Raw genomic sequence first — 20,710 nt, 5'->3', positions numbered from 1 at the left:
ACGCGAACGCGTCAGAGCATCGCGGCGTAACCACCGTCGACCGGGATCGCGATCCCGGTGACATAATCGCTGGCCGGGCTCGCCAACCACACGGCGGTCCCGGCCATGTCGTCCGGGTTTGCCCAGCGTCCGGCCGGGATGCGCGCGAGGACTCGTTCGTGCAACCCCGAGACTTCAACGCGAGCCTTCTGGGTGAGTTCGGTATCGAACCAGCCGGGAAGGATCGCGTTGCACTGGATGTTGTCCGAGGCCCAGGCCAGTGCCTGGCTCTTGGTGAGCTGGACGATGCCCCCCTTGCTCGTTGCGTACGCGGGGGCGAAGCTGGAACCGAAGATCGAGGTCATGCTTCCGATATTGACGATCTTGCCCCCGCCGGCGGCCTTCATCGCAGGATAAACGGCTTTCGAAAGCAGGAAGGCGCTCGTCAGATTGACGTCCATCACCTCTCGCCACTCGTCGAGCGACAACTCCTGGGGAGGCTTCCGGATGTTGATGCCCGCGTTGTTGAAGAGGATGTCGATGCGACCGTACTGACTGAGCACCTCGCTCGCAATCCGCTCGCATTCAGCTTCACGAGAAACATCCGCGGTGATCGGTAAGATCTGGCTCCCCGTGCTCTCGGCAAGCGACTGGGCTGCCGCGGCGGTCTTCTCCCGGTTACGGCCGACCAGGGCGACACGGGCGCCGGATCGAGCGAGACCCCGGGCCATCCCCAGCCCGATGCCTCCGTTACCACCGGTGACGATCGCCACTTTCCCGGTCAGGTCGAACGGATTGACCGCCATTCATCTTCCCCCGCTTGCGTCGCTCGCGTTGATCTCGAACAATGAGGTTCTGGGCGGTCGGACCGATGGAAGTCCTGGCCGCGGCCTCTGCCGCGACTCAGCTTAGACAAGCCCGGCCCTCCTCGCAATCCCCCGGCCGTCCTCGGCCCGTCCCTCCCCTTGATGGAAGCCGGAGCCACTCATGCCCGACCCGCGCTGGGAAACGCTCGCGGACACCTTGATCCGACACTCGACCCGATTGCAACCGGGCGAGACGCTCCTGGTCGAATGCGTGGATCTCGACGACGACACCTTGCCCCGCTTGCTCGTCCGCAAGGCAGCCCGTCTCGGTTGCATCGCCCTGGTCGACCTGAAGCGATCAAGGATCGTCCGGGAACTGCTTCGGGGGGCGACCGAGCCGCAGCTCCGCACCTGGGCCGAGGCCGAGTCGTTTCGCATGGATCGCGTGCAGGCGTATATCGCGCTGCGGGGATCGGACAACATCAGTGAACTGGCCGACGTCCCTGCCGATCGCATGAATCTGTACAACCAGCATTTCATGACCCCTGTTCATTTCGAGCGTCGCATCAAGAACACGCGTTGGTGTGTCCTCAGGATGCCCGGGCCCGGGATGGCTCAGCAGGCAGGCATGAGTACCGAAGCATTCGAAGATTTCTACTTCGAAGCCTGCAACATCGATTACCCGAGACTGGCCAGGGCGCTCAGGCCGCTGGCCAAGCTCATGGAAGATGCCCGAGAGGTTCGGATTACCGGCCCTGAGACCGATTTGACGTTCTCCATCGAGGGGATCCCGGTCGTTCCCTGCGCAGGAGAAATGAACATCCCCGACGGCGAGGTCTTCACCGCCCCGGTCAAGGACTCGGTCGAGGGAGTCATCCGATTCAACGCACCGACGATCTATCAAGGCGCGGCCTACGATGGGATTCGCCTCGAATTCCGGAAGGGGAGGATTTGCAAGGCGACCTGCGAGGCCGGGGACGAGGGTCGCCTGAATCGAATCCTCCAGGCCGATGACGGGGCGTCATGTATCGGCGAATGGTCGCTCGGGTGTCATCCGAAAATTCAACGTCCCATGCGAGACATCCTCTTCGATGAGAAAATCGCCGGGAGTTTCCACCTGACGCCTGGCAACGCCTACGACGAGGCGGACAATGGCAACCGCTCGAAAATCCATTGGGACCTCGTCCAAATCCAGACGCCCGAGTTCGGGGGCGGCACCATTTCGTTCGACGGGAAGCCGATCCGGATCGATGGCCGCTTCGTGGACGAGACGCTTCATCCTCTCGACCCCGAGTGAACTCCGGGAGCGTCTGGCCGATCGGGTCTCCGTCGAATCCTCCCGGGCTTGACCGGGTCCTCAGCTTCGTGCCGGTCGGAGAACGCTCGGGATCGACGAACCCCTCGCGGACGCTTGACGTTCTGACGCCCGGGAGAATAGTCTGTTGCTCGAATGGCGCCGACTCGGCGAGGAGTCGAGGGACCCGGCGCTGGTGAACACAGACTCGATGGCGAAGGACCTGCGCCGGCCATGCTCAAGCGGACCCATTCGTGCGGTGAATTGACGGCCGAACATCTCGGCCAGGAGGTCGTTCTTAACGGCTGGGTGAACGCCTATCGCGATTTTGGTGGGGTCGTGTTCATCGACCTCCGCGATCGTTACGGGATGACGCAGGTCGTCTTCGAGCCGGAAGCGGGCGAAGCCTTGCAGGAAGCTGCCCAGTCGTTGCGCAATGAATGGGTCATCGGTGTTCGAGGGACGGTCCGTCGTCGTCTCGCCGGTAAGGAGAACCCGAAGCTCAGGACGGGCGAGATCGAGCTGCAAGCCTCGACGCTCGAGGTCTTCAACGCCACCCAGACGCCCCCCTTCGAGATCGGTGGCGAGGCGAATGAGGAACTCCGGTTGAAGTACCGATTCCTCGACCTTCGAAGGCCGGAAATGCACCGGATCGTCGAGATTCGCCATCGCCTGGCTCAGACCATGAGGCGGGCGATGACCGAGATGGGCTTCTGGGAAGTAGAAACCCCGATGCTCGGGCGGAGCACCCCCGAAGGGGCCAGGGACTTCCTCGTCCCGAGCCGGGTCCATCCCGGCCATTTCTACGCGTTGCCGCAGAGCCCGCAGTTGTACAAGCAACTGCTCATGGTCGCGGGTATGGACAAGTATTTCCAGATTGCTCGGTGTTTCCGGGATGAGGATCTGCGGGCGAACCGGCAGCCGGAGTTCAGCCAGCTGGACATCGAGATGTCGTTCGTTCAGTTCGAGGACGTGCTGGAAACAATGGAGGGTTTGGTCCGCGCCCTCGCTCTCGAATTCACCGGGGAAGACCTGGCGACCCCCCTGCCCCGGCTCGACCACCGCGACGCGATGGAACGGTTCGGTACCGACCGACCCGACCTTCGGTTCGGGATGGAGATCAAGGATCTCGCCGACCTCGCCTCGCAGACCGAGTTCAAGGTCTTCCGCGACACGATTGAACACGGGCGGCGTGTCCGGGGACTGTGCGCCCCTGGGGCCGCCGAATCCTTCAGCCGCAAGGATCTTGATGCGCTGACCTCGTTCGTCGGGGAATATGGCGCCAAGGGGCTTGTCTGGCTGAAGGTCGAGGCGGACCAGTTCACCGGACCGACCGCCAAGTTCCTCCCCCCAGGGGTCCAGGCTTCGTTTCGCGAACGATTCGAGGCAAAGCCCGGCGACCTGCTCCTGATCGTTGCCGATACCAGCGAGGTCACCTCCGCAAGTCTCGCGGCCCTGCGGCATCGGCTAGGGAAAAGTCTGGGCCTCTACGATCCCGGTTCGTATCACTATTCCTGGGTGGTCCGGTTCCCTCTGTTCTCGTGGGATCCGGAGGATGGCCGCTTCGTCGCGGAGCATCACCCGTTCACGATGCCCTTGCCCGAAGATCTCCATCTCCTCGAATCCGAACCGTTGAAGGTCCGGGCACAGGCCTACGATCTGGTCATCAATGGAGAAGAAGCGGCGGGGGGGACCATTCGCTGCCACGACCCGCTGATCCAGTCGACCATCTTCCGCCACCTCGGTCTTTCCCCTGAGGAGGCCGAGGAGAAGTTCGGCTTCCTGCTGTCGGCCTTGCGCTATGGAGCGCCGCCGCATGGTGGGATGGCCTTCGGCTTCGATCGGATGGTGATGCTCTACGCGGGCCTGGACAACATCCGAGACGTGATCGCGTTCCCGAAGACGGCAAAGGGCACCGACCTGATGACCGGTGCCCCCGGGTCAGTCGAAGAGCTGCAGCTGCGTGAGCTGCACATCCGGACGCGATGATCGGCGAGGACTCGCGACAGCCGATCGAACCCTGGACGGTCGAGCGGTCGGTCTATTCGTACCGAGACCGCTGGATCCGGCTGCGGAGCGACGATTGCCGGATGGCCTCGGGCCAACGGATCTCCCCTTATCACGTGATCGAGTTGCCGACCTGGCTGAACGTCGTCGCATTGACGCCTGCGTGCCAGGTCGTACTCGTCACCGAATACCGCCATGGCCTGGGAGAGATCCTGACGGGCCTCCCGAGCGGCACGGTCGATCCCGAGGATCCCGACGTCGAGGCCGCAGCCCGCCGCGAACTGCTCGAGGAAACCGGCTTCGGAGGCGGGCGGTTCCTGCTCCTCGGCAGGCACCCCGCCAACCCGGCGAATCAGAACAACGAAGTCGTCGGGTTCCTGGCGATCGGGGTCGATCGGATCGCAACGCAGGCGCTCGATCCGACGGAGGAAATCGCCGTCTCGACCGAGGACTTCGCCCCTTGGTTCGGGAAGGTCTGTCGGATGGAAGTCCGAATGCAGGTCTCCCACATCGCAGCGACTCTGATGGCCGCTCGGCTCATCGATGGGGGAGAGGTGCCGGAGCTTGAACACCTTCGGTCGAATCTTTTTTGATCTCGATGAGGATCTGCCTTTCGATCGATGTCGCTGGCCGCAACTCCCCGCCAAATCAGGCTAATTGATCGAGTCCGACCGGCTCCCTTATCAAAGCATTCAAGTGATGCAGAGCGCCCGGAGTGTGTGGTTCCAGGGCCTCAAGTCGGCTGTACGGTGCAATTCGTGATGGCGGGGCTGTCCGGTTCGAGGGCGGGACTCTTCCGCATGGCCTGCGGGCCCTGGGCCCGGGCATCCTGGCCGGTGAGACTTTCAACCGGCTCCGGTTCTCCTGCCGATCTGGCCATCGGGAGCTTGCAGAATCGTGCGCGAGCCAGTGCCAGAGTCGTCGGCGGCTGGAACCGACCTTGCTCATCGGCTGGGTGGGGCTCTGGACGTAACACCGCGTAATCCTGGTCCATGCGCAGGGCGAACTGAGCCGTCAGGAAATCAATTCGGCTGGTCGTTCGGTGCAATCGACACGCTCTGTCCTGGTTCCCTCTCGCCAAGAGCTTGATTTCATCCGGCGTCCACCCTCGTCGTCGTAATGCTCATCAACGGTTGGGGCGCAATACGCGTCACTCCTGAAGCATGGTGTCGAACTTGGAGGCCGAGGGGAGTCCGAAGGATCACATCGTCTTCCCGCTGCTCCTGGGCAATGATGTCGACCCTGAGCGGTTATTCGTCCTGGGGCAGTCTGGTGGCACCGGACTTCGAATCGCATACGACCAGGCCCCCCAACACGAGGCCTTCAGGCACCTCCGCGCCCGGGCGGACACGCCCTTTCACGGAGGCGTCACTTCTCCAGGCGTCAGGACATCTGGCGGAATGTATCGGGCGTTGGTCTGGACCCCATTCTCAGCGGAGGAATCCCTGACGCTTGAGCCAGGTCTCGCAGAGACCAGGCCAGGCGGCGAACGCGGGGTCGGGGCCGATGCCTCGATCGTGCAGTCCGCCACCGAGGCCGAGCCCGTGACGGCCTGCCTCGAACAGGTGGAACTCGACGGGGACCCCCGCCTTGCGCAGGGCCATCACGAATAAGAGGCTGTTCTCGGCAGGTACCGGTTCGTCTTCGTTCGTATGAACGAGGAAGGTCGGAGGGGTCTCCGGGGTCACCCTGCGCTCGTTTGAGAGGGAATCGAGCAGGTCGGTCGGAGGATTCTCGCCGAGCAGGTTGCGTCGCGACCCCCCATGGGCGTAATCGGTGGCCAGTGCGATGACCGGGTACCCGAGAATCATGAGATCCGGCCGGCTGCTCTGGCGATCGATCGGGTCTTCTGCCTCCGGATTCCCGAGATCGAAGTGGGTTCCCACGGTCGATGCAAGGTGCCCTCCCGCCGAGAACCCCAGCACCCCCACCCGATCGGGATCGACTCCCCAGTCTTCGGCGTTCGCACGGACGGTTCGAATCGCGCGTTGCGCATCGGTCAGGGGGATCGGGTGCTGGTAGCGAGGGCCGAGACGATACTTGAGGATCACCCCCGTCACCCCGACCGAGTTCAACCATTGTGCGACCTGATGCCCCTCATGGTCGATGGCAAGCGCACCGTACCCACCTCCCGGGCAGATCACGATCGCCGCTCCCGTGGCGACCGAGGGGTCGGCCCGATAGACGATGATCGACGGTTGATCGCTCGGCTCGGATCCCAGCGCACCCGGGGCACCATCAGGCCAGAGCAACTGTTCGGAAGGTTCCGCGGCGAAGACCACGCTTGCGGTGCTCAGGAGGACGAGCGTGGCGGAGAGGACGGATGTTCCCATCGATCGGGCCTCAATGGTCGGTGATGACGAGTCTGAGTCGCAGGCACGAACTGCCAGGCATCGAGGGGTCGGCACCCGGGCTCGAGTCACGAGCCATCAATCTGAACGGCTTGCCTGCTCTCGGACAAGTCTCCTCCTCCGTCGAAATGGCATGGCACCCGGCACGACTGCCAGCTTGGCAGGATCTATGGCAGTCCTTGACGGGACGCAAGTCAATCCAAGATTGTCACTTGCGACGATTCCTCGTCATGGTACACGACTTGCCCCTAGCCGCGTCGAACGCGAAGCCCTTCTGGCAGGAAAGTCCGGGCCGGTGGGCTTCGCAGGATCGCCTCAACGAACGACAGACGAAGCCCAAGCGACATCGCGTCGGCGCGACCGCGCTGGAGGGAGACGACGACCGTGGCGAAACTGTTGGCTTATGATGAAGAAGCACGCCAGAAGCTGGCGAGCGGTGTATCCAAGCTGGCCAAGGCCGTGCGGAGCACCCTCGGCCCCCGGGGCCGCAATGCGGTCATCGACAAGGGCTGGGGAAGCCCGACGGTGACCAAGGACGGCGTGACCGTCGCCGAGGAAATCGAGCTGACCGACGCCTATGAGAACATGGGCGCGCAGCTCGTCAAGGAAGCCGCCAGCAAGACTTCCGATGCGGCGGGGGACGGCACCACCACCGCCACCGTGCTGGCCGAGGCCATCTTCAAGGAAGGCCTCAAGGCGCTGGCGGCCGGGGCCGACCCGATGGCCCTGAAGCGGGGGATCGACCAGGCCGTCGAGCGGGTGGTCGAGGAGGTCAAGGCCCGGGCCAAGTCCGTCGGCGGTGACAAGAAGCAAATCACCGAGGTCGCCACGATCGCCGCGAATAACGATCGCAGCATCGGAGAACGCCTGGCCGACGCCTTCGAGAAGGTCGGCACCGACGGCGTGATCACCGTCGAGGAGGGTAAGGGGTTCGAGACCGAGGTCGACGTGGTCGAAGGCATGCAATTCGACCGCGGCTATCTCAGCCCCCACTTCATCACCGACCAGGACCGGATGGAGGTCGTCCTCGAGGACCCCTATATCCTGATCCACGAGGAGAAGATCAGCACGCCTCGGGTGCTCGTGCCCCTGCTCGAGCAAATCGCCCGGGCGAACAAGCCCTTGCTTCTGATCGCTGAGGATGTCGAGAGCGAGGCCCTGGCGACCCTCGTCGTCAATAAGCTCCGGGGCATCCTCCAGGTGGCCGCCGTCAAGGCCCCTGGCTACGGCGACCGTCGCAAGGCGATGCTCGAGGACATCGCCACCCTGACCGGCGGCAAGGCGATCTTCAAGGATCTCGGGATCAATCTCGAGAGCATCCAGCTGACCGACCTCGGCCGGGCCGCTAAGGTGATCCTCAGCGGCGATCACACGACGATCGTCGAAGGTCGCGGGACCGCCGACGCGATCAAGGGCCGCACGGAACTGATCAAGCGAGAGATCAGCACCACCGACTCGGAATACGACCGCGAGAAGCTCCAGGAACGGCTGGCGAAGCTCGCAGGCGGCGTTGCCAAGATCAACGTCGGCGCCGCGACCGAGACCGAGATGAAGGAGCGTAAGGCCCTGGTCGAGGACGCCTTGCATGCCACCCGCGCGGCCATCGAAGAGGGGGTCGTCCCCGGCGGCGGCACGACTCTGGTCCGGGCCGCCAAGATCCTGGACGACCTGAAGACCGACGGCGACGAGGATCTCGGCATCCAGATCGTCCGCCGGGCGTTGGAGCAGCCCTGCCGTTCGATCGCCGAGAATGCCGGCCTCGACGGATCAGTGGTCGTGAATAAGATTCGCCGCTCGAGCGAACCGAACTTCGGCTACAACGCCGAGAGTGGCGAATGGGGCGACCTGTTCTCCTTCGGAGTCGTCGACCCGGCCAAGGTGACTCGCACGGCGCTTCAAAATGGCGCCTCGGTCGCAGGCCTCCTGCTCACGACCGAGGCCATCATCATCGAGAAGAAAGAGAAGAAGCCCGCCGGCGGCGACCCCCATCACGATGACCACGGAATGGGTGGCATGGGCGGAATGGGTGGCATGGGCGGAATGGGTGGCATGGGCGGAATGGGGATGATGTGAGCCCAGCCCTCCTCTGATGACCGATGGCCGAAGTCAACGACGACCTCGGTCATCGGCCGCTCGATTCCCCATCAATTGACGAACATTCGACAACGGGATTCTTCCCCCTAGCAGACTCGAACCACGAACAGGAATTCCATCATGGCGACGTCCATTCGCCCGCTCGACGACCGGATTGTGATCAAAGAGATCGAGGCCGAGGAGAAGACCTCTGGCGGCATCGTCCTGCCCGATACCGCTCGGGAGAAGCCGCAGCGGGGTCGGGTCGTGGCGGTTGGCCCCGGCAAGCTCCTGGACAATGGCAATCGCGCCGAGATCGGCCTGAAGGAGGGGGACGAGGTCCTCTTCGGGAAGTACGCCGGGACCGAAATCAAGGTTGATGGCGAAGAGATCAAGATCCTCCGCGAGTCGGACGTGCTCGCGAAGATCGTCGGCTGATCGGTCCCGCCTCACCGACCCTCGGAAATCAATCGGGGTCGTGCGTGTTCGCCGCGGGGGAGGCCCTGCCCTGCCCCGCGAGTGCCCCCGACGGTTCTGCGGACCGCACCCCGACGCAATGATCTCGGACGCAAGACACTCGAACGACCGAACCTGATTAGGAGCTCTCGCACGTGGCCAAGCAGTTGCTCTTCTCTGATGCGGCGCGGCGGAAGATGCTCTCGGGCATCGACACGCTGGCGCACGCCGTCGGCACCACGCTCGGGCCGACGGGCCGCAACGTGATCCTGAGTAAATCCTTCGGCGGGCCTGCCGTGACCAAGGACGGCGTGACCGTCGCCAAGGAGATTGAGCTTCCCGACCCCTTCGAGAACATGGGGGCCAAGCTCGTCAATGTCGTCGCCTCGAAGACCTCCGACATCGCCGGCGACGGCACCACGACCGCGACCATCCTCGCCCGGGCCATCTTCCGCGAGGGGCTCCGGACGGTGACCACCGGGGCCAACCCCACCGCCGTCCGCCGTGGAATCGAGAAGGCCGTCGACGCGGCCGTCGGCGAGCTGATCGACAACGTCAGCCGGGAAGTGACCAAGCCGGAAGAGATCGCCCAGGTCGGCACCATCTCGGCCAACAATGACCCGTCGATCGGCTCGATGCTGGCGGAAGCCGTCAGCAAGGTCGGCAACGACGGCGTCATCACCGTCGAAGAGGGCAAGACCTCGTCGACGACCCTCGAATTCGTCGAGGGCCTCCAGTTCGACAAGGGCTATCTCAGCCCCTACTTCGTCACCAGCCCGACGACGATGGAGGCGGTCCTCGATGACGCCCTGATCCTCTTGCATGAGAAGAAGATCAGCAGTCTCCGGGAGCTGATCCCCCTGCTCGAGCGGGTGGCGCAGTCCGGCCAGCCGCTGCTGATCATCTCCGAGGACGTCGAGGGTGAGGCCCTCGCGACCCTCGTGGTGAATCGCCTCCGCGGCATCCTCAACATTTGCGCGGTCAAGGCTCCGGGCTTCGGCGATCGCCGCAAGGCGATGCTCCAGGACATGGCCATCCTGACGGGCGGGACCGTCGTCAGCGAGGATCTCGGCCTCAAGCTGGAGAACCTCACCCTTCAGCAGCTCGGCTCGGCCAAGCAGATCAAGGTGAGCAAGGACAGCACCACGATCATCCAGGGGGCCGGCAAGAAGGAAGACATCCAGAAGCGGATCGACCAACTGCGCAAGCAGATCTCCGAGACCGACTCCGAGTACGATCGCGAGAAGTTCCAGGAACGCCTGGCGAAGATCACCGGAGGCGTGGCCGTCATCAGCGTCGGGGCCCCGACCGAGGCCGCGATGAAGGAATTGAAGGCTCGCGTGGAAGACGCCCTGCACGCCACCCGAGCCGCGGCCGAGGAAGGCATCGTCCCGGGGGGCGGCTCCGCCCTCCTCCGCACGGTCCCGGCGGTCAAGTCCCTGCACGACTCGCTCGAGGGTGACGAGAAGGTCGGTGCCGCGATCGTCTTGCGGGCGCTCGAAGAACCCGCCCGGATGATCGCCCAGAACGCCGGGCATGACGGTGCCGTCGTCGCCCAGGAGATCCTGGAGCAGGGTGGCAGCATCGGCTTCAACGCCAATACCGGCGATTTCGTCGACATGTTCGAGGCGGGGATCATCGACCCGACCAAGGTCACTCGGACGGCGCTCCAGAACGCCGCGTCGATCTCGGGACTGATGCTCACGACCGAGGCCATGATCACCAACCTCAAGGACGAAGACGAGGAGAAGGGGGCGAAGCGGATCGAAGGTTCGATTCGTTGAGCCTCATCTGAATCGCTCCCGCCCCATCGTGTCTCGGCGATGGGGACAGTCCTTCAGGTTCCTCCCGGTCGCCACGAGCAAGGCAATTGCTCGTGGCGACCGGGTCCTCTCTCGGGTGCCGGATCAGGATAAGATGCGCCGTCACCAAATGAGATTCTGTGGGTGTGCGTGTCTTCCCTTGCCATGACCATCCGGTCGCAAGGCGCATGCTCACCAAAGCCTGGGTATGCACAACGCACAGCAATTCGAGATCGACTCGTTGACCGCCTCTCCATGGATTCAGCCTCTTTTCATGCCATAAACTGAGCGATTCTTTGCCTCCGATCCTCGCGGAACATCGAAAACCTTCGGCTGCGAGACAGCGAGACATGGTCGAATCCGGAACGAAATCGCTCACTTCTCTTTCAGATCGTCTTTCCGCATCCGAATCAGATCGAGATCGTGGGCCAACCGTCTTGCGGTGTTCGGTCTCGTGCCTTGGATGGTAAGATGTTCCAACTCCTCCGTAGAGCTGGTGACAGCCTCCGCCGCCAGTGCCACCGATCGAGACACGATGCCGATGGCGACGACCAAGCGTGATTATTACGAGATCCTCGGGCTTCAGCGCGGTGCGGCGCCCGACGAAATCAAGGGAGCTTATCGGCAGCAGGCCAAGCGGTTTCACCCCGACCGCAACCCTGGCGACGAGGAAGCCGAGCGGAAATTCCGCGAAGCGGCCGAGGCGTACGAGGTCCTCTCCGACCCGAACAAGCGGGCGCGCTACGACCGCTATGGGCATGCGGGCCTCGAGGGGGCGGGTGTCCACGACTTCCGGTCCGCGGAAGAAATCTTCTCGGCGTTCGGCGACATCTTCGGCGGTTCCGGCCTGTTCGGGGATTTCTTCGGTCCGCGACGCAGGGGACCGAGGCCTGGCTCCGACCTCCTCGTTCGGCTCGAGATCGAGCTGGAAGAAGCGGCCCGAGGCGCCACGCGTTCCATCGAACTCGACCGACAGGAATATTGCACCACGTGCAACGGGACCGGCGCGAAGCCCGGCACGGTCGCCTCGACGTGCGATTATTGCGGGGGACGGGGTCAGATCGTCACGGCCCGCGGCTTCTTCCAGATGGCCCAGACCTGCCCCGCCTGCGGAGGAGAGGGTGTCCGGGTGGTCGACCCCTGCTCCGGATGTCGGGGGTCCGGTCGGGAAGTGAAGCTCGTCTCGGTTCAGGTCCGTATCCCGGCCGGGGTGGATACCGGGACCATCCTCCAACTCCGAAACCAGGGAGAACCGGGCGACCCGGGTGCTCCCCGAGGCAATCTCCGCGTCCAGGTCCAGGTCCGACCCCATGCGTTCTTCATCCGCAAGGGGAACGACCTGATCTGTCAGGTCCCCATCAGCTTCCCCCAGGCGGCTCTCGGCGCTGAAGTCGAGGTGCCGACGCTGGATGGTCCCACCCCATTGACCGTCCCCCGCGGCTCTCAGAGTGGCGATATCCTCAAGCTCCGCGGGCGAGGGATGCCCGACCTGTCCGGGAGTGGTCGCGGCGATGAACTTGTCGAGGTCCTGATCGAGACCCCTCGTCGCCTCTCGGCTCGGCAGGAAGAACTGCTCCGCGAGCTGGCGGAACTCGATCACCAGGATGTCAGCCCCAAGCGCAAGAGTTTCCTCGAAAAACTGCGAGACTTCTTCACGGAACCCGAGGAGGGGGAGCCTGAAACTCCCCGATGATTCGAGTCCCGGCGATCAGCGCGATTCGCTAAGCCCCCTCCCGCAACGAACCTGGACCCGACGCCCATGAGCGATTCGAATCCCCAAAATCCTTCTGACGATTCTCCGACCGATCCCAAGGCCCGGGCCGCCGCCGAAGGGGCCGATGCCTCCTCCTCCGCGCTTCGAGAGCAACTGGACGAGGTTGCCCGTCAGCGAGACGATTACCTCGAGCAACTCCGCCGCTCTCAGGCCGACTTCCTGAACTTCCAGAAGCGAAGCCGGTCACAGGCCGAGGCCGACCGCGTCTTTGCCGCCGCCCCCCTCGCCAACGACCTGCTCGCGGTCATCGATAATTTCGAACGCGCCATCGAGGCGGCCCGACAGGCCGGCGCCGAAGGCATCATCACCGGCCTGGACATGGTGCACAAGCAACTGCTGGATACCCTGGCCAAGCACGGCATCGAACCGATTGCGGCGCTGGGCCAACCGTTCGACCCGAACATCCATGAGGCGCTCATGCAGCAACCCTCCGCCGACCATCCTGAAGGGACGGTCGTCGCCGAACTCAGTCGTGGGTATCGACTGCAAGACCGAGTGCTGCGACCGAGCCGGGTTGCCGTCTCCGTCGCGTCCTCTTGAACTCGATCGGGCTTCGTCGCCCGAAGTTCGCCCCTCACTCCGCTTCAGAATCAACTCCCGGAGCCTCCGACCTCCATGCCCACCTACGACTATATCTGCGATCAGTGCAAGCATGAATTCGAAGCCTTCGAGTCCATCAAGGCCGACCCTCAGACCACCTGCCCGGCCTGCCAGCAGGAGACACTCCGCCGCAAGATCGGCGCGGGGGCGGCGATCCTGTTCAAGGGCTCCGGCTTCTATCTGACCGATTACCGGAGCGATTCCTACAAGAAGGCGGCGAAGGCCGATTCGGATTCGTCGAGTTCCAGCAGCTCAAGCCCCAAGTCCGATTCGAAGCCGGCGGCGTCGAGCGGCTCCTCATCCGACTGAGCGGTCTGCGGCGGGGTGATCATGATACGAGGCAAATGCCCGATGTGTGGCCGGGAGTTCGCTGGCACAGACCTGGACTCCCTCCCTCACTTCCCATTCTGCTCGGAACGGTGCCGCATGATCGACCTGGGCCGATGGGTCGAAGGTGCTTACACGATTCCCGGCCCTCCTGCCACCGACCCAGACACGCTGGGAACGGATGACGACGACGACGATTAAAACTTCGGAATAGCGGCGTTGACTCAAACGCCCGATCGAGTACGATCCCCACTCGCAGGCTGGCAGTCTCAGCAACTGGATTTCAAGGAAACCGCCTGAGCCGGCCTGCTCGCTGCGTCCTGACCTGATTCGACAGCTCGACGCGAGGCCGCACGGACGGGGCCGCCTAGAATCCGACCTCTCCCCCGAACGCCTTGCCCCCCGAGCCCTTCCGCTTCGGTTCGGATCCCGTTGCGCGAAGGTCATCGCATGACGTCCACGGATGGGACTCCTCAATGCACCTCCTCGTCACCGGTGGCGCGGGCTATGTCGGTTCGACCCTCGTCCCCGAGCTCCTCAATCGGGGCCATCGGGTCCGAGTGCTCGACTCGCTGAGGTTCGGCGGCCACGGCCTCCTTCCCTGTTGTCAGAATCGCTTCTTCGAGCTCCAGAAAGGGGACGTCTGCGACCCGAAGGCGGTCGAAACCGCGCTCGAAGGCGTCGACGCGGTCATCCACCTCGCTGCAATCGTCGGGTATCCGGCCTGCAAGAAGGAGCCGCAACTGGCCCAGGCCGTCAACGTCGACTCGACGAAGCTGATCCTGGAGAAGCGGAAGAAGGACCAGAAAGTCCTCTACGCCTCGACCGGAAGCATCTACGGGTCGATCCCCGACTACATTTGTAACGAGAACACCCCCCGGGCACCGATCACGCTCTACGGCGAGACCAAGGCCAAGGCCGAGCAACTGGTGCTCGATGCCGGCAACGGGATCGCCTACCGCTTCGCGACCGCGTTCGGTGTGAGTAACCGGATGCGACTCGACCTGATGCCCAACGACTTCACCTATCAGGCGGTGAAGAACCGAAACCTCATCGTCTATGAGGGCGGTTTCAAGCGGACGTTCGTGCATGTCCGCGACATGGCCCGCTCGTTCATCTTCGCCCTGGAGCGTTGGGACGAGGTCAAGGACGACGTCTACAACGTCGGCCACGAGAGCATGAACTTCACCAAGCAGGATGTCGCTCGCAAGATCCTCGAGCACGTCGATTATTACCTCCACTTCGCCGAGGTGGGCAGCGACGCCGACCAGCGAAATTATGAGGTCAGCTACGAGAAGATCCGCGCCAAGGGTTTCGAGACGACCATCGATCTCGACCGAGGGATTCGGGAGCTTGTCCAGGCCGCCAAGCTGATCGAGTGGTCGAACCCGTTCAGCAACGTCTGATTGGTCGCCGGGAGGCGGGGGCGGGAGGCAAGCCGTCGCGGGCGACCCGCTCGACGCTCGCCTTCCTGCTCCAGCCGATCGGCGATTCTGGGCATCCTGCTTACTCAACGCACCGAGGGGACAGCGAGCGATGAAGGGATTCTGGTCGGGTAAGCGAGTTACGGTCACCGGCGGGGCCGGTTTTCTCGGGAAGCACATCGTCGCGAGGCTTGAGTCGTTCGGGGCCGAGGTCTACGTCCCTCGCAAGCGAGACTACGACCTGACCACGCTCGACGCCTGCCTGCGATGCCTGCTCGAGCACCCCTGCGACACCTTGATCCACGCGGCGGCCTATTACGGTGGCATCGGCATCAATGTGAATGAACCGGGGCAACTCTATTACCAGAACCTGGTGATGGGCGCCAATCTGATGGAGGCGGCGCGGCTGACGGAGGTCGGCAAGGTCGTCAACATCGGCACCGCCTGCAGCTACCCCGGTTACCTGGAAGGGGAACTCAAGGAGCAGGATCTCTGGTCCGGCCCTTGTCACGCCAGCGTCGTGAACTACGGCCTGACCAAGAAAATGCTGGCTGTCCAGGGGGTCGCTTACAAGAAGCAATACGGCCTCGACTCGATCCACCTGATCCTGACGAACCTCTACGGGCCTGGCGACTCGTACAACCCCGATCGGTCTCACGTGGTGGCCGCCCTGGTGCGCAAGTGGGTTGAGGCCGACCTCAATCAGGCCCAGGAGGTCGAGGTCTGGGGAACCGGCAAGCCGATCCGCGAATTCATCTATGTCGAGGATTGTGCCGACGCCATCGTCCTCGCCGCCGAGGTCTACAACGACGAAACCCTGCCCCTGAATCTCGGGACCGGCATCGGCACCTCGATCAAGGAACTCGCCGAGACGGTCCATGAACTCTCCGGGTTCAAGGGCAAGCTCCGATGGAATGTCGACAAGCCTGATGGCGCCGCCAAGAAGGTGCTCGACGTGACCCGGATGACCCAGGTCCTCGACGGTTGGACCCCGCCGACCGACCTCCGAACCGGACTGGCCAAGACGATCTCCTGGTATCGAGCCAACAAGGATGAGGCCGACGCCAAATGGTGAGCGACATCCCGAAGCCCAGCACTCCTCCCCGGACGGGCCGCCGCTGGCGCGCGGAGCAGAAGCCCGGGGGAAGCACTCGACCCCACTCGGGGCCGAGAACCGGCCAATCCGCGGGTCGGCCTCGAATCCTCCTCGTGAACCAGTATTACTGGCCCGATCATGCCTCGACCGCCCAGCACCTGACGGACCTCGCCGAGTCGCTCGTCGATCGCGGTTACGAGGTCCATGTCCTGTGTGCTCGGGGGCGTTACGAGCCGGGGGTCGAGCCCCCTCCGGCCGAAGAGACGCGTCACGGGGTCCGGATCCATCGAGTCCGCGCGACCTCACTCGGCCGGGGGAGCGTCTTCAAACGCATGGCCGATTACCTCAGCTTCTACGTCGGAGCGGCTCGCAAGGCGATCTCGATGCCGAAATTCGACGTGGTCGTCACCCTGACGACCCCGCCGATCATCGGGCTGATCGGCACGCTCTTGCGACGTTTCAGGGGGGCGTGTCAGGTCTACTGGAGCATGGACCTGCACCCGGACGCCAGCCTGGCCCTCGGGCAGATGTCGAAGCGCAATCCAGTCGTCTCGCTCCTCGCCTGGCTGAGCGACCTCGTTTATCGGCAATCCGATCGCGTGGTCGTGCTCGGTCCGTACATGGCCGACCGCATCCGGAAGAAAGGGGTGCGTGACTCTCGAATCGTCGAGATCCCCGTCTGGAGCCGAGAGGACGAAATCTTCCCGATCCCCAGGCACGAGAATCCCATGCGGGAGTCCCTGGGGCTGTCCGACAAGTTTGTCGTGATGTATTCCGGGAACCTCGGCCTGGCCCACTCGGCGACCGAGTTCATCGACGCGGCTCGTCGGCTCCGCGACCGCGAGGAGATCGTCTTCCTCTTCATCGGCGGCGGTCCGAGACTCCGCGAGGTGAAGGAGGCGAAAGAGGCCGAGGGGCTTGAGAATATCCGATTGCTCGACTACGTCCCGAGAGAGCAGTTGCACGAGTCATTGACGATGGCAGATGCCCATCTCGTGTCGATGCGCCCCGAGATGACGGGGATCGTCGTGCCTGGCAAGCTCTACGGTGCCATGGCCTCGGAACGGCCGGTCCTGTTCGTCGGGCCCGACCACAGCGAGACGGCCGACACGATCCGATACGCAGGCTGCGGGATCACCGTCAGGCTCGGAGAGGTGGACATGCTTGTCGAGGCCATCGAGTCCCTTGCCGACCACCCTGAGACCGCGGCATCGATGGGGGAAAATGGCCGATCGGCGTTTCTCTCCGAGTTCGAGCGCGAGGGGTGTTGCGAACAGTGGGCGGCGTTGATGGGGGAACTTGTTGGCGATTTGCGGCCCGCGTCGGTCCCGGATGGTCCGGCGGTGGTCTCGGTAATCCGTTGACACGGAAACGAACTTGGTTGTTGCGTGATGCATTGAGGGATCGTCGCGTGATCGGGTAATCTTTGTGATTGCTCGGGAGGCTGCGACGATCCCCGCACTCGTCCCGGGGAACTCTCCCGACGATGGCGACGGAGGTGCGGGGCGCGGCAACCATGACAACAGATCCTGACGATCCTCCGTACTATGTGGCCCCGACGACCGCCCCGGCTGCGAGCCCACCGAAGGAACAGGCGAAGGGAGTCCTCCCGACGACCCGGCGAGGGGCGATCTGCGGTGCCCTGGTGGTATCGTCGATCGGCGTGCCGATCGGGGCGATTGTCGCGATCGCCGGCCTCATGCTCAGCGCGATGGCATTCGGAGCGGGGCGAGGCTTTGCCGTCTCGATGTGGACGGTCCGGGGCCTCGGCTTCGCGCTCTCGTTCGCAGCCATCGGTGCGGTGAGCGGTGGGTTCCTGGGCATGGTCGTGGGCCTGTTGCGCAGGGGGAGGCCGCAGGGTTGGTCGTCACGATTCGCGAGCCTTCTGGAACGGCCGATCGGGAAACGATCGAGCGAGCATGGGAACAGACCCTCTCGGTTCGCTCGCCTGGCACGGTTCTACTGGCGGGTTCTGCCCTGGGTGATCGGGATGCCCGCTGTTGTGGCTCTACTCGGATCGTTCATGGCGGGAATTCGGATCGGCGCAATGGTCGATCATCGGATGGATTCGGCCGTTTCCGCTGCCGACCAGGACGATCCGAACTGGAGGATCGACGACCTCCTGGCGAACCGAACGACGGTCGATCCCGAGGAGAACGCTGCCATCGTGATCGGGGAGGCCCTTGAACTCCTCCCCGACGGCTGGCCAGATCATGAGCCGCCGGAGATGCCCGGCTGGGTCAATCCGCCTCCGACGGAGCTGATGATGGCCTTCGATCGTCTGGCGGATCTCCAACCAAACGTCCGGCTCGACGAACAGACCGAGTCAAGCCTACGTGCGGAGGTCAAGACGTTCTTGGAGGCAGTGGTAATTGCCCGAACCGTAGCCGACTACGAGATGGGGCATCATGATCTCTGGATCCCTCCGGCAGTGATTGACACGCTCTTGGGAGAGACTGTGGAAGCCAAGACGGCCGCCCAGCTCTTGATGATCGACTCGGCGGTGTTGGCGCAGGACGGGGAGCTGGACGGGGCGATCGACTCATGCCGAGGGATCCTCGGCGTTGCCAGATCGATCGGCGACGAGCCGTTTTTGGTCTCGCAACTGATGAGGATAGCCATTGACGGGGTCGGCATCAATGCGGCCTTGAGGGCGATCGGACAGGGTGAGGCCTCGGACGCCGCACTGGAACGGCTTCAGGCGGATTTGTTCGCGGAATCTCTGCGGCCGCTCGTGCTGTACGGCATGAAGGGGGAGCGGGCCATGATGGTCGAGATGATCCGCCGGATCGCCGACGAGGAAATTCCTATCGATCACCTGAGCGGGGGCGATTCCTTCGAGTATGGAGACCCGGTCACTCCCGTCTCGCCGTGGGGGAGGTTGGCATTCGAGAATCAACTCGCACTGGCACTGGAGTTCCTCAACGAGTCGGTAGCGATCGCCCGGCTCCCGGCCCACGAGCGACCCGAACGCTGGGAGGCCTGGGAGCGATGGATTGAGGAGGAGCAGGCCGAATGGCATGCGGGATGGACAAAGACGATGGCAATCCTGCTCACCCCTGCCAGCCGATCGGCGGACCTGGCGCTGCGTCGGGCGGAGGCGGAGCTCGGATCGATGGTCGTCCTGCTCGCTGCCGAACGGCACCGACTCCGACACGGCGACTGGCCGGTGTCGATCGAGGCGATTGAGGACGACCTGCTCCCGCAAATGCCCCTCGACCCGTTCTCGGGCGAGGCATTCCGTCTCCATCGACCCGAGGGACGGTTCGTCGTCGCCTCCATCGGCCCGAACGGCCAGGACGACGGGGGCGAGTACGAGCCGAGGGTGTGGAACCGGGGAGGGCCAGATGATGTGGGGGCCATCGCCTGGGATGGAGAGCTGAGGGGGCAGTCCCCCCCGCCCTGTGAGTCGGAGCAGGACGACGGCGAGGGGATCTGAATGATCCGATGGCGATCGAATCCGGGTCCGATCAACGGTGATAACTACTGTGACGGTAGAGGACGAACCGCTGAGCAAGACGGAGAGAGAGATCGTCTCGACGCTCGATGCGCCTCCAGGGGTCGTTCATCCCGGCAATCGCATAGACCGATCCGAGCAGCATCAGCAGGACGAACACCATCCGCCAGGCGACATGGCGGAGCCGTTCAAGAGCGGCGACGGCGAACAGGAAGACGATCGGTGTGATCGGCAACAGGTGACGCACCCCGAACGACTGCCCCGAGTAGTCCGTTCGCCGGACGCCGAAGCTGTAGTAGGTGAGCAGGACTCCAGACACCGTCGCTACCACGATCGCCCCGGCACGGAGGGCATCACGACGGAAGAGCATCGTCAGTGCCATGCCAACGGGCGCGAAGACCAGGACCGGGGTCACGGTGAGCCACCCCTGGGGACCAGCAATCAACTCCACGAGGAACCAGGAACGGGGGATCGTTTCTCGATACGTTCCGACCTCCGTCGCCCAGTACGACCCCTCATAAGCAAGGGCCTCGGGGTACATCTCGACCGGCAATGGCGTCCCCGTGACGAACGATTGCAGAAGGGTGTGTGACAGGATCGGCAACGCGGAGCCGATGAGGAACGCTCCCCCTGCCCGTCGTGATCGGATCATCGTCCAGGCACACAAACCGATCCAGACCGATCCCCCTGCAGGCAGGTCGATGGTGGCGCCGAGCGCGGCGAGGAACCCGGCCAGACCGCTCCGGATCCGGCTCGGCCGCGTGCTCAAGGGATCGAGAACCACCAGGGAAAACGCAGAGGTGAGCAGTCCCGCGGCAACGCTGTGGTTGTTGAAGGTGACGCCGTAGCTCAGCAGGAGTGAGCTGAAGCCGAATCCGAGGGTGAGGTAATCCGCCAGGGTTCGGTGGATGTCGACCGCCTGGAACATCCTGCGGAGTGCGTACAGGGCCATCGCCGAGGGGATCGCGATGAGGATCGCGACGAGCGCCCGATTGACCGGCCCGAAGGATTCGACGAAGGCGCGGGGAGAGCTCAGGTCGAACATCCGGTATCCGGAGGCGTACAAGGGGCCATAGACGGCCGCTCCCATCGCAGGGAGTACGGGTGGTTTGTCGGAAAAGAGCCGCCCCCGGAACTTGGCGAGATCGGGAGAGCCGCTCGGCCCGAGATAGGGCGATTCATCGACCGCCAGGGTACCTCGCTCGACGATCGACTCGATCGTCATGTAACGCGACCAGACGTTCCCGCTCATCCGGGGCGGAGC

Annotated in this window: 17 protein-coding genes; 14 read left to right on the top strand and 3 right to left on the bottom strand. The window is 63.9% G+C overall.

The genetic code is table 11. From position 1 onward, the window contains the following. Positions 1 to 11: 11 nt before the first annotated feature. A complete protein-coding gene (locus tag AB1L88_RS08620; protein ID WP_367096237.1) occupies positions 12 to 785 on the bottom strand; it encodes a glucose 1-dehydrogenase in 774 nt (257 codons plus the stop codon). A gap of 181 nt (positions 786 to 966) precedes the next feature. Here AB1L88_RS08620 and AB1L88_RS08615 point away from each other — a divergent pair, with 181 nt between their 5' ends. The 3 genes from AB1L88_RS08615 (at position 967) to AB1L88_RS08605 (ending at position 4,679) form a co-directional block, all read left to right on the top strand. Next, complete coding sequence (locus tag AB1L88_RS08615; protein WP_367096236.1) at positions 967 to 2,082, top strand: aminopeptidase; 1,116 nt, start codon at positions 967 to 969, stop codon at positions 2,080 to 2,082. Between the two features lie 231 nt (positions 2,083 to 2,313). Next, positions 2,314 to 4,068, top strand: a complete 1,755-nt coding sequence (aspS, locus tag AB1L88_RS08610) for an aspartate--tRNA ligase (protein ID WP_367096235.1) — start codon at positions 2,314 to 2,316, stop codon at positions 4,066 to 4,068. Next, positions 4,065 to 4,679: an NUDIX hydrolase gene (locus tag AB1L88_RS08605; RefSeq protein ID WP_367096234.1), complete on the top strand. Its 615-nt coding sequence runs from the start codon at positions 4,065 to 4,067 to the stop codon at positions 4,677 to 4,679. The genes aspS and AB1L88_RS08605 overlap by 4 nt, the downstream gene beginning before the upstream one ends. An 837-nt stretch (positions 4,680 to 5,516) precedes the next feature. Here AB1L88_RS08605 and AB1L88_RS08600 read toward each other — a convergent pair. Continuing rightward, positions 5,517 to 6,419 (bottom strand): alpha/beta hydrolase, encoded by a 903-nt coding sequence (locus AB1L88_RS08600; RefSeq protein ID WP_367096233.1) that lies wholly within the window; start codon positions 6,417 to 6,419, stop codon positions 5,517 to 5,519. A 402-nt stretch (positions 6,420 to 6,821) separates the two neighbouring features. Here AB1L88_RS08600 and groL (AB1L88_RS08595) point away from each other — a divergent pair, with 402 nt between their 5' ends. From groL (AB1L88_RS08595) to AB1L88_RS08545, 11 genes are all read left to right on the top strand, one after another. After that, complete coding sequence (gene groL, locus AB1L88_RS08595) at positions 6,822 to 8,510, top strand: chaperonin GroEL (RefSeq protein WP_367096232.1); 1,689 nt, start codon at positions 6,822 to 6,824, stop codon at positions 8,508 to 8,510. A 141-nt stretch (positions 8,511 to 8,651) separates the two neighbouring features. Further along, a complete protein-coding gene (gene groES, locus AB1L88_RS08590) occupies positions 8,652 to 8,948 on the top strand; it encodes a co-chaperone GroES (RefSeq protein WP_367096231.1) in 297 nt (98 codons plus the stop codon). Positions 8,949 to 9,121: 173 nt separating this feature from the next. Further along, positions 9,122 to 10,750 (top strand): chaperonin GroEL, encoded by a 1,629-nt coding sequence (groL, locus tag AB1L88_RS08585; RefSeq protein ID WP_367096230.1) that lies wholly within the window; start codon positions 9,122 to 9,124, stop codon positions 10,748 to 10,750. A 559-nt stretch (positions 10,751 to 11,309) separates the two neighbouring features. Next, entirely contained in the window at positions 11,310 to 12,461 is a 1,152-nt protein-coding gene (gene dnaJ / locus AB1L88_RS08580; RefSeq protein WP_367096229.1) for a molecular chaperone DnaJ, read from the top strand. A 66-nt stretch (positions 12,462 to 12,527) separates the two neighbouring features. Then, complete coding sequence (gene grpE, locus AB1L88_RS08575) at positions 12,528 to 13,082, top strand: nucleotide exchange factor GrpE (protein WP_367096228.1); 555 nt, start codon at positions 12,528 to 12,530, stop codon at positions 13,080 to 13,082. A gap of 75 nt (positions 13,083 to 13,157) precedes the next feature. Continuing rightward, positions 13,158 to 13,451, top strand: a complete 294-nt coding sequence (locus tag AB1L88_RS08570; RefSeq protein WP_367096227.1) for a zinc ribbon domain-containing protein — start codon at positions 13,158 to 13,160, stop codon at positions 13,449 to 13,451. 21 nt (positions 13,452 to 13,472) lie between these two features. Then, positions 13,473 to 13,670: a DNA gyrase inhibitor YacG gene (gene yacG, locus AB1L88_RS08565; RefSeq protein ID WP_367096226.1), complete on the top strand. Its 198-nt coding sequence runs from the start codon at positions 13,473 to 13,475 to the stop codon at positions 13,668 to 13,670. A gap of 275 nt (positions 13,671 to 13,945) precedes the next feature. Further along, the gene (locus AB1L88_RS08560; RefSeq protein WP_367096225.1) at positions 13,946 to 14,875 is read left to right on the top strand and encodes an NAD-dependent epimerase/dehydratase; all 930 of its coding nucleotides are present in this window, start codon (positions 13,946 to 13,948) and stop codon (positions 14,873 to 14,875) included. 130 nt (positions 14,876 to 15,005) lie between these two features. Then, the gene (locus AB1L88_RS08555; RefSeq protein ID WP_367096224.1) at positions 15,006 to 15,968 is read left to right on the top strand and encodes an NAD-dependent epimerase/dehydratase family protein; all 963 of its coding nucleotides are present in this window, start codon (positions 15,006 to 15,008) and stop codon (positions 15,966 to 15,968) included. A gap of 134 nt (positions 15,969 to 16,102) precedes the next feature. Then, positions 16,103 to 17,353, top strand: coding sequence for a glycosyltransferase family 4 protein (locus AB1L88_RS08550; protein WP_367096223.1), 1,251 nt, complete (start codon positions 16,103 to 16,105; stop codon positions 17,351 to 17,353). A gap of 698 nt (positions 17,354 to 18,051) precedes the next feature. Beyond that, positions 18,052 to 19,428 (top strand): hypothetical protein, encoded by a 1,377-nt coding sequence (locus AB1L88_RS08545; protein ID WP_367096222.1) that lies wholly within the window; start codon positions 18,052 to 18,054, stop codon positions 19,426 to 19,428. 31 nt (positions 19,429 to 19,459) lie between these two features. On the opposite strand, the gene AB1L88_RS08540 is transcribed toward AB1L88_RS08545, so the two are convergent. After that, positions 19,460 to 20,698 carry a hypothetical protein gene (locus AB1L88_RS08540; protein WP_367096221.1) on the bottom strand — a complete coding sequence of 413 codons (1,239 nt, stop codon included), beginning with the start codon at positions 20,696 to 20,698 and terminating at the stop codon, positions 19,460 to 19,462. Positions 20,699 to 20,710 lie beyond the last annotated feature (12 nt).

The organism is Tautonia sp. JC769, from assembly GCF_040717455.1.
Lineage (GTDB): Bacteria > Planctomycetota > Planctomycetia > Isosphaerales > Isosphaeraceae > Tautonia.
This window is presented reverse-complemented; position numbering and strand designations above follow the sequence as displayed.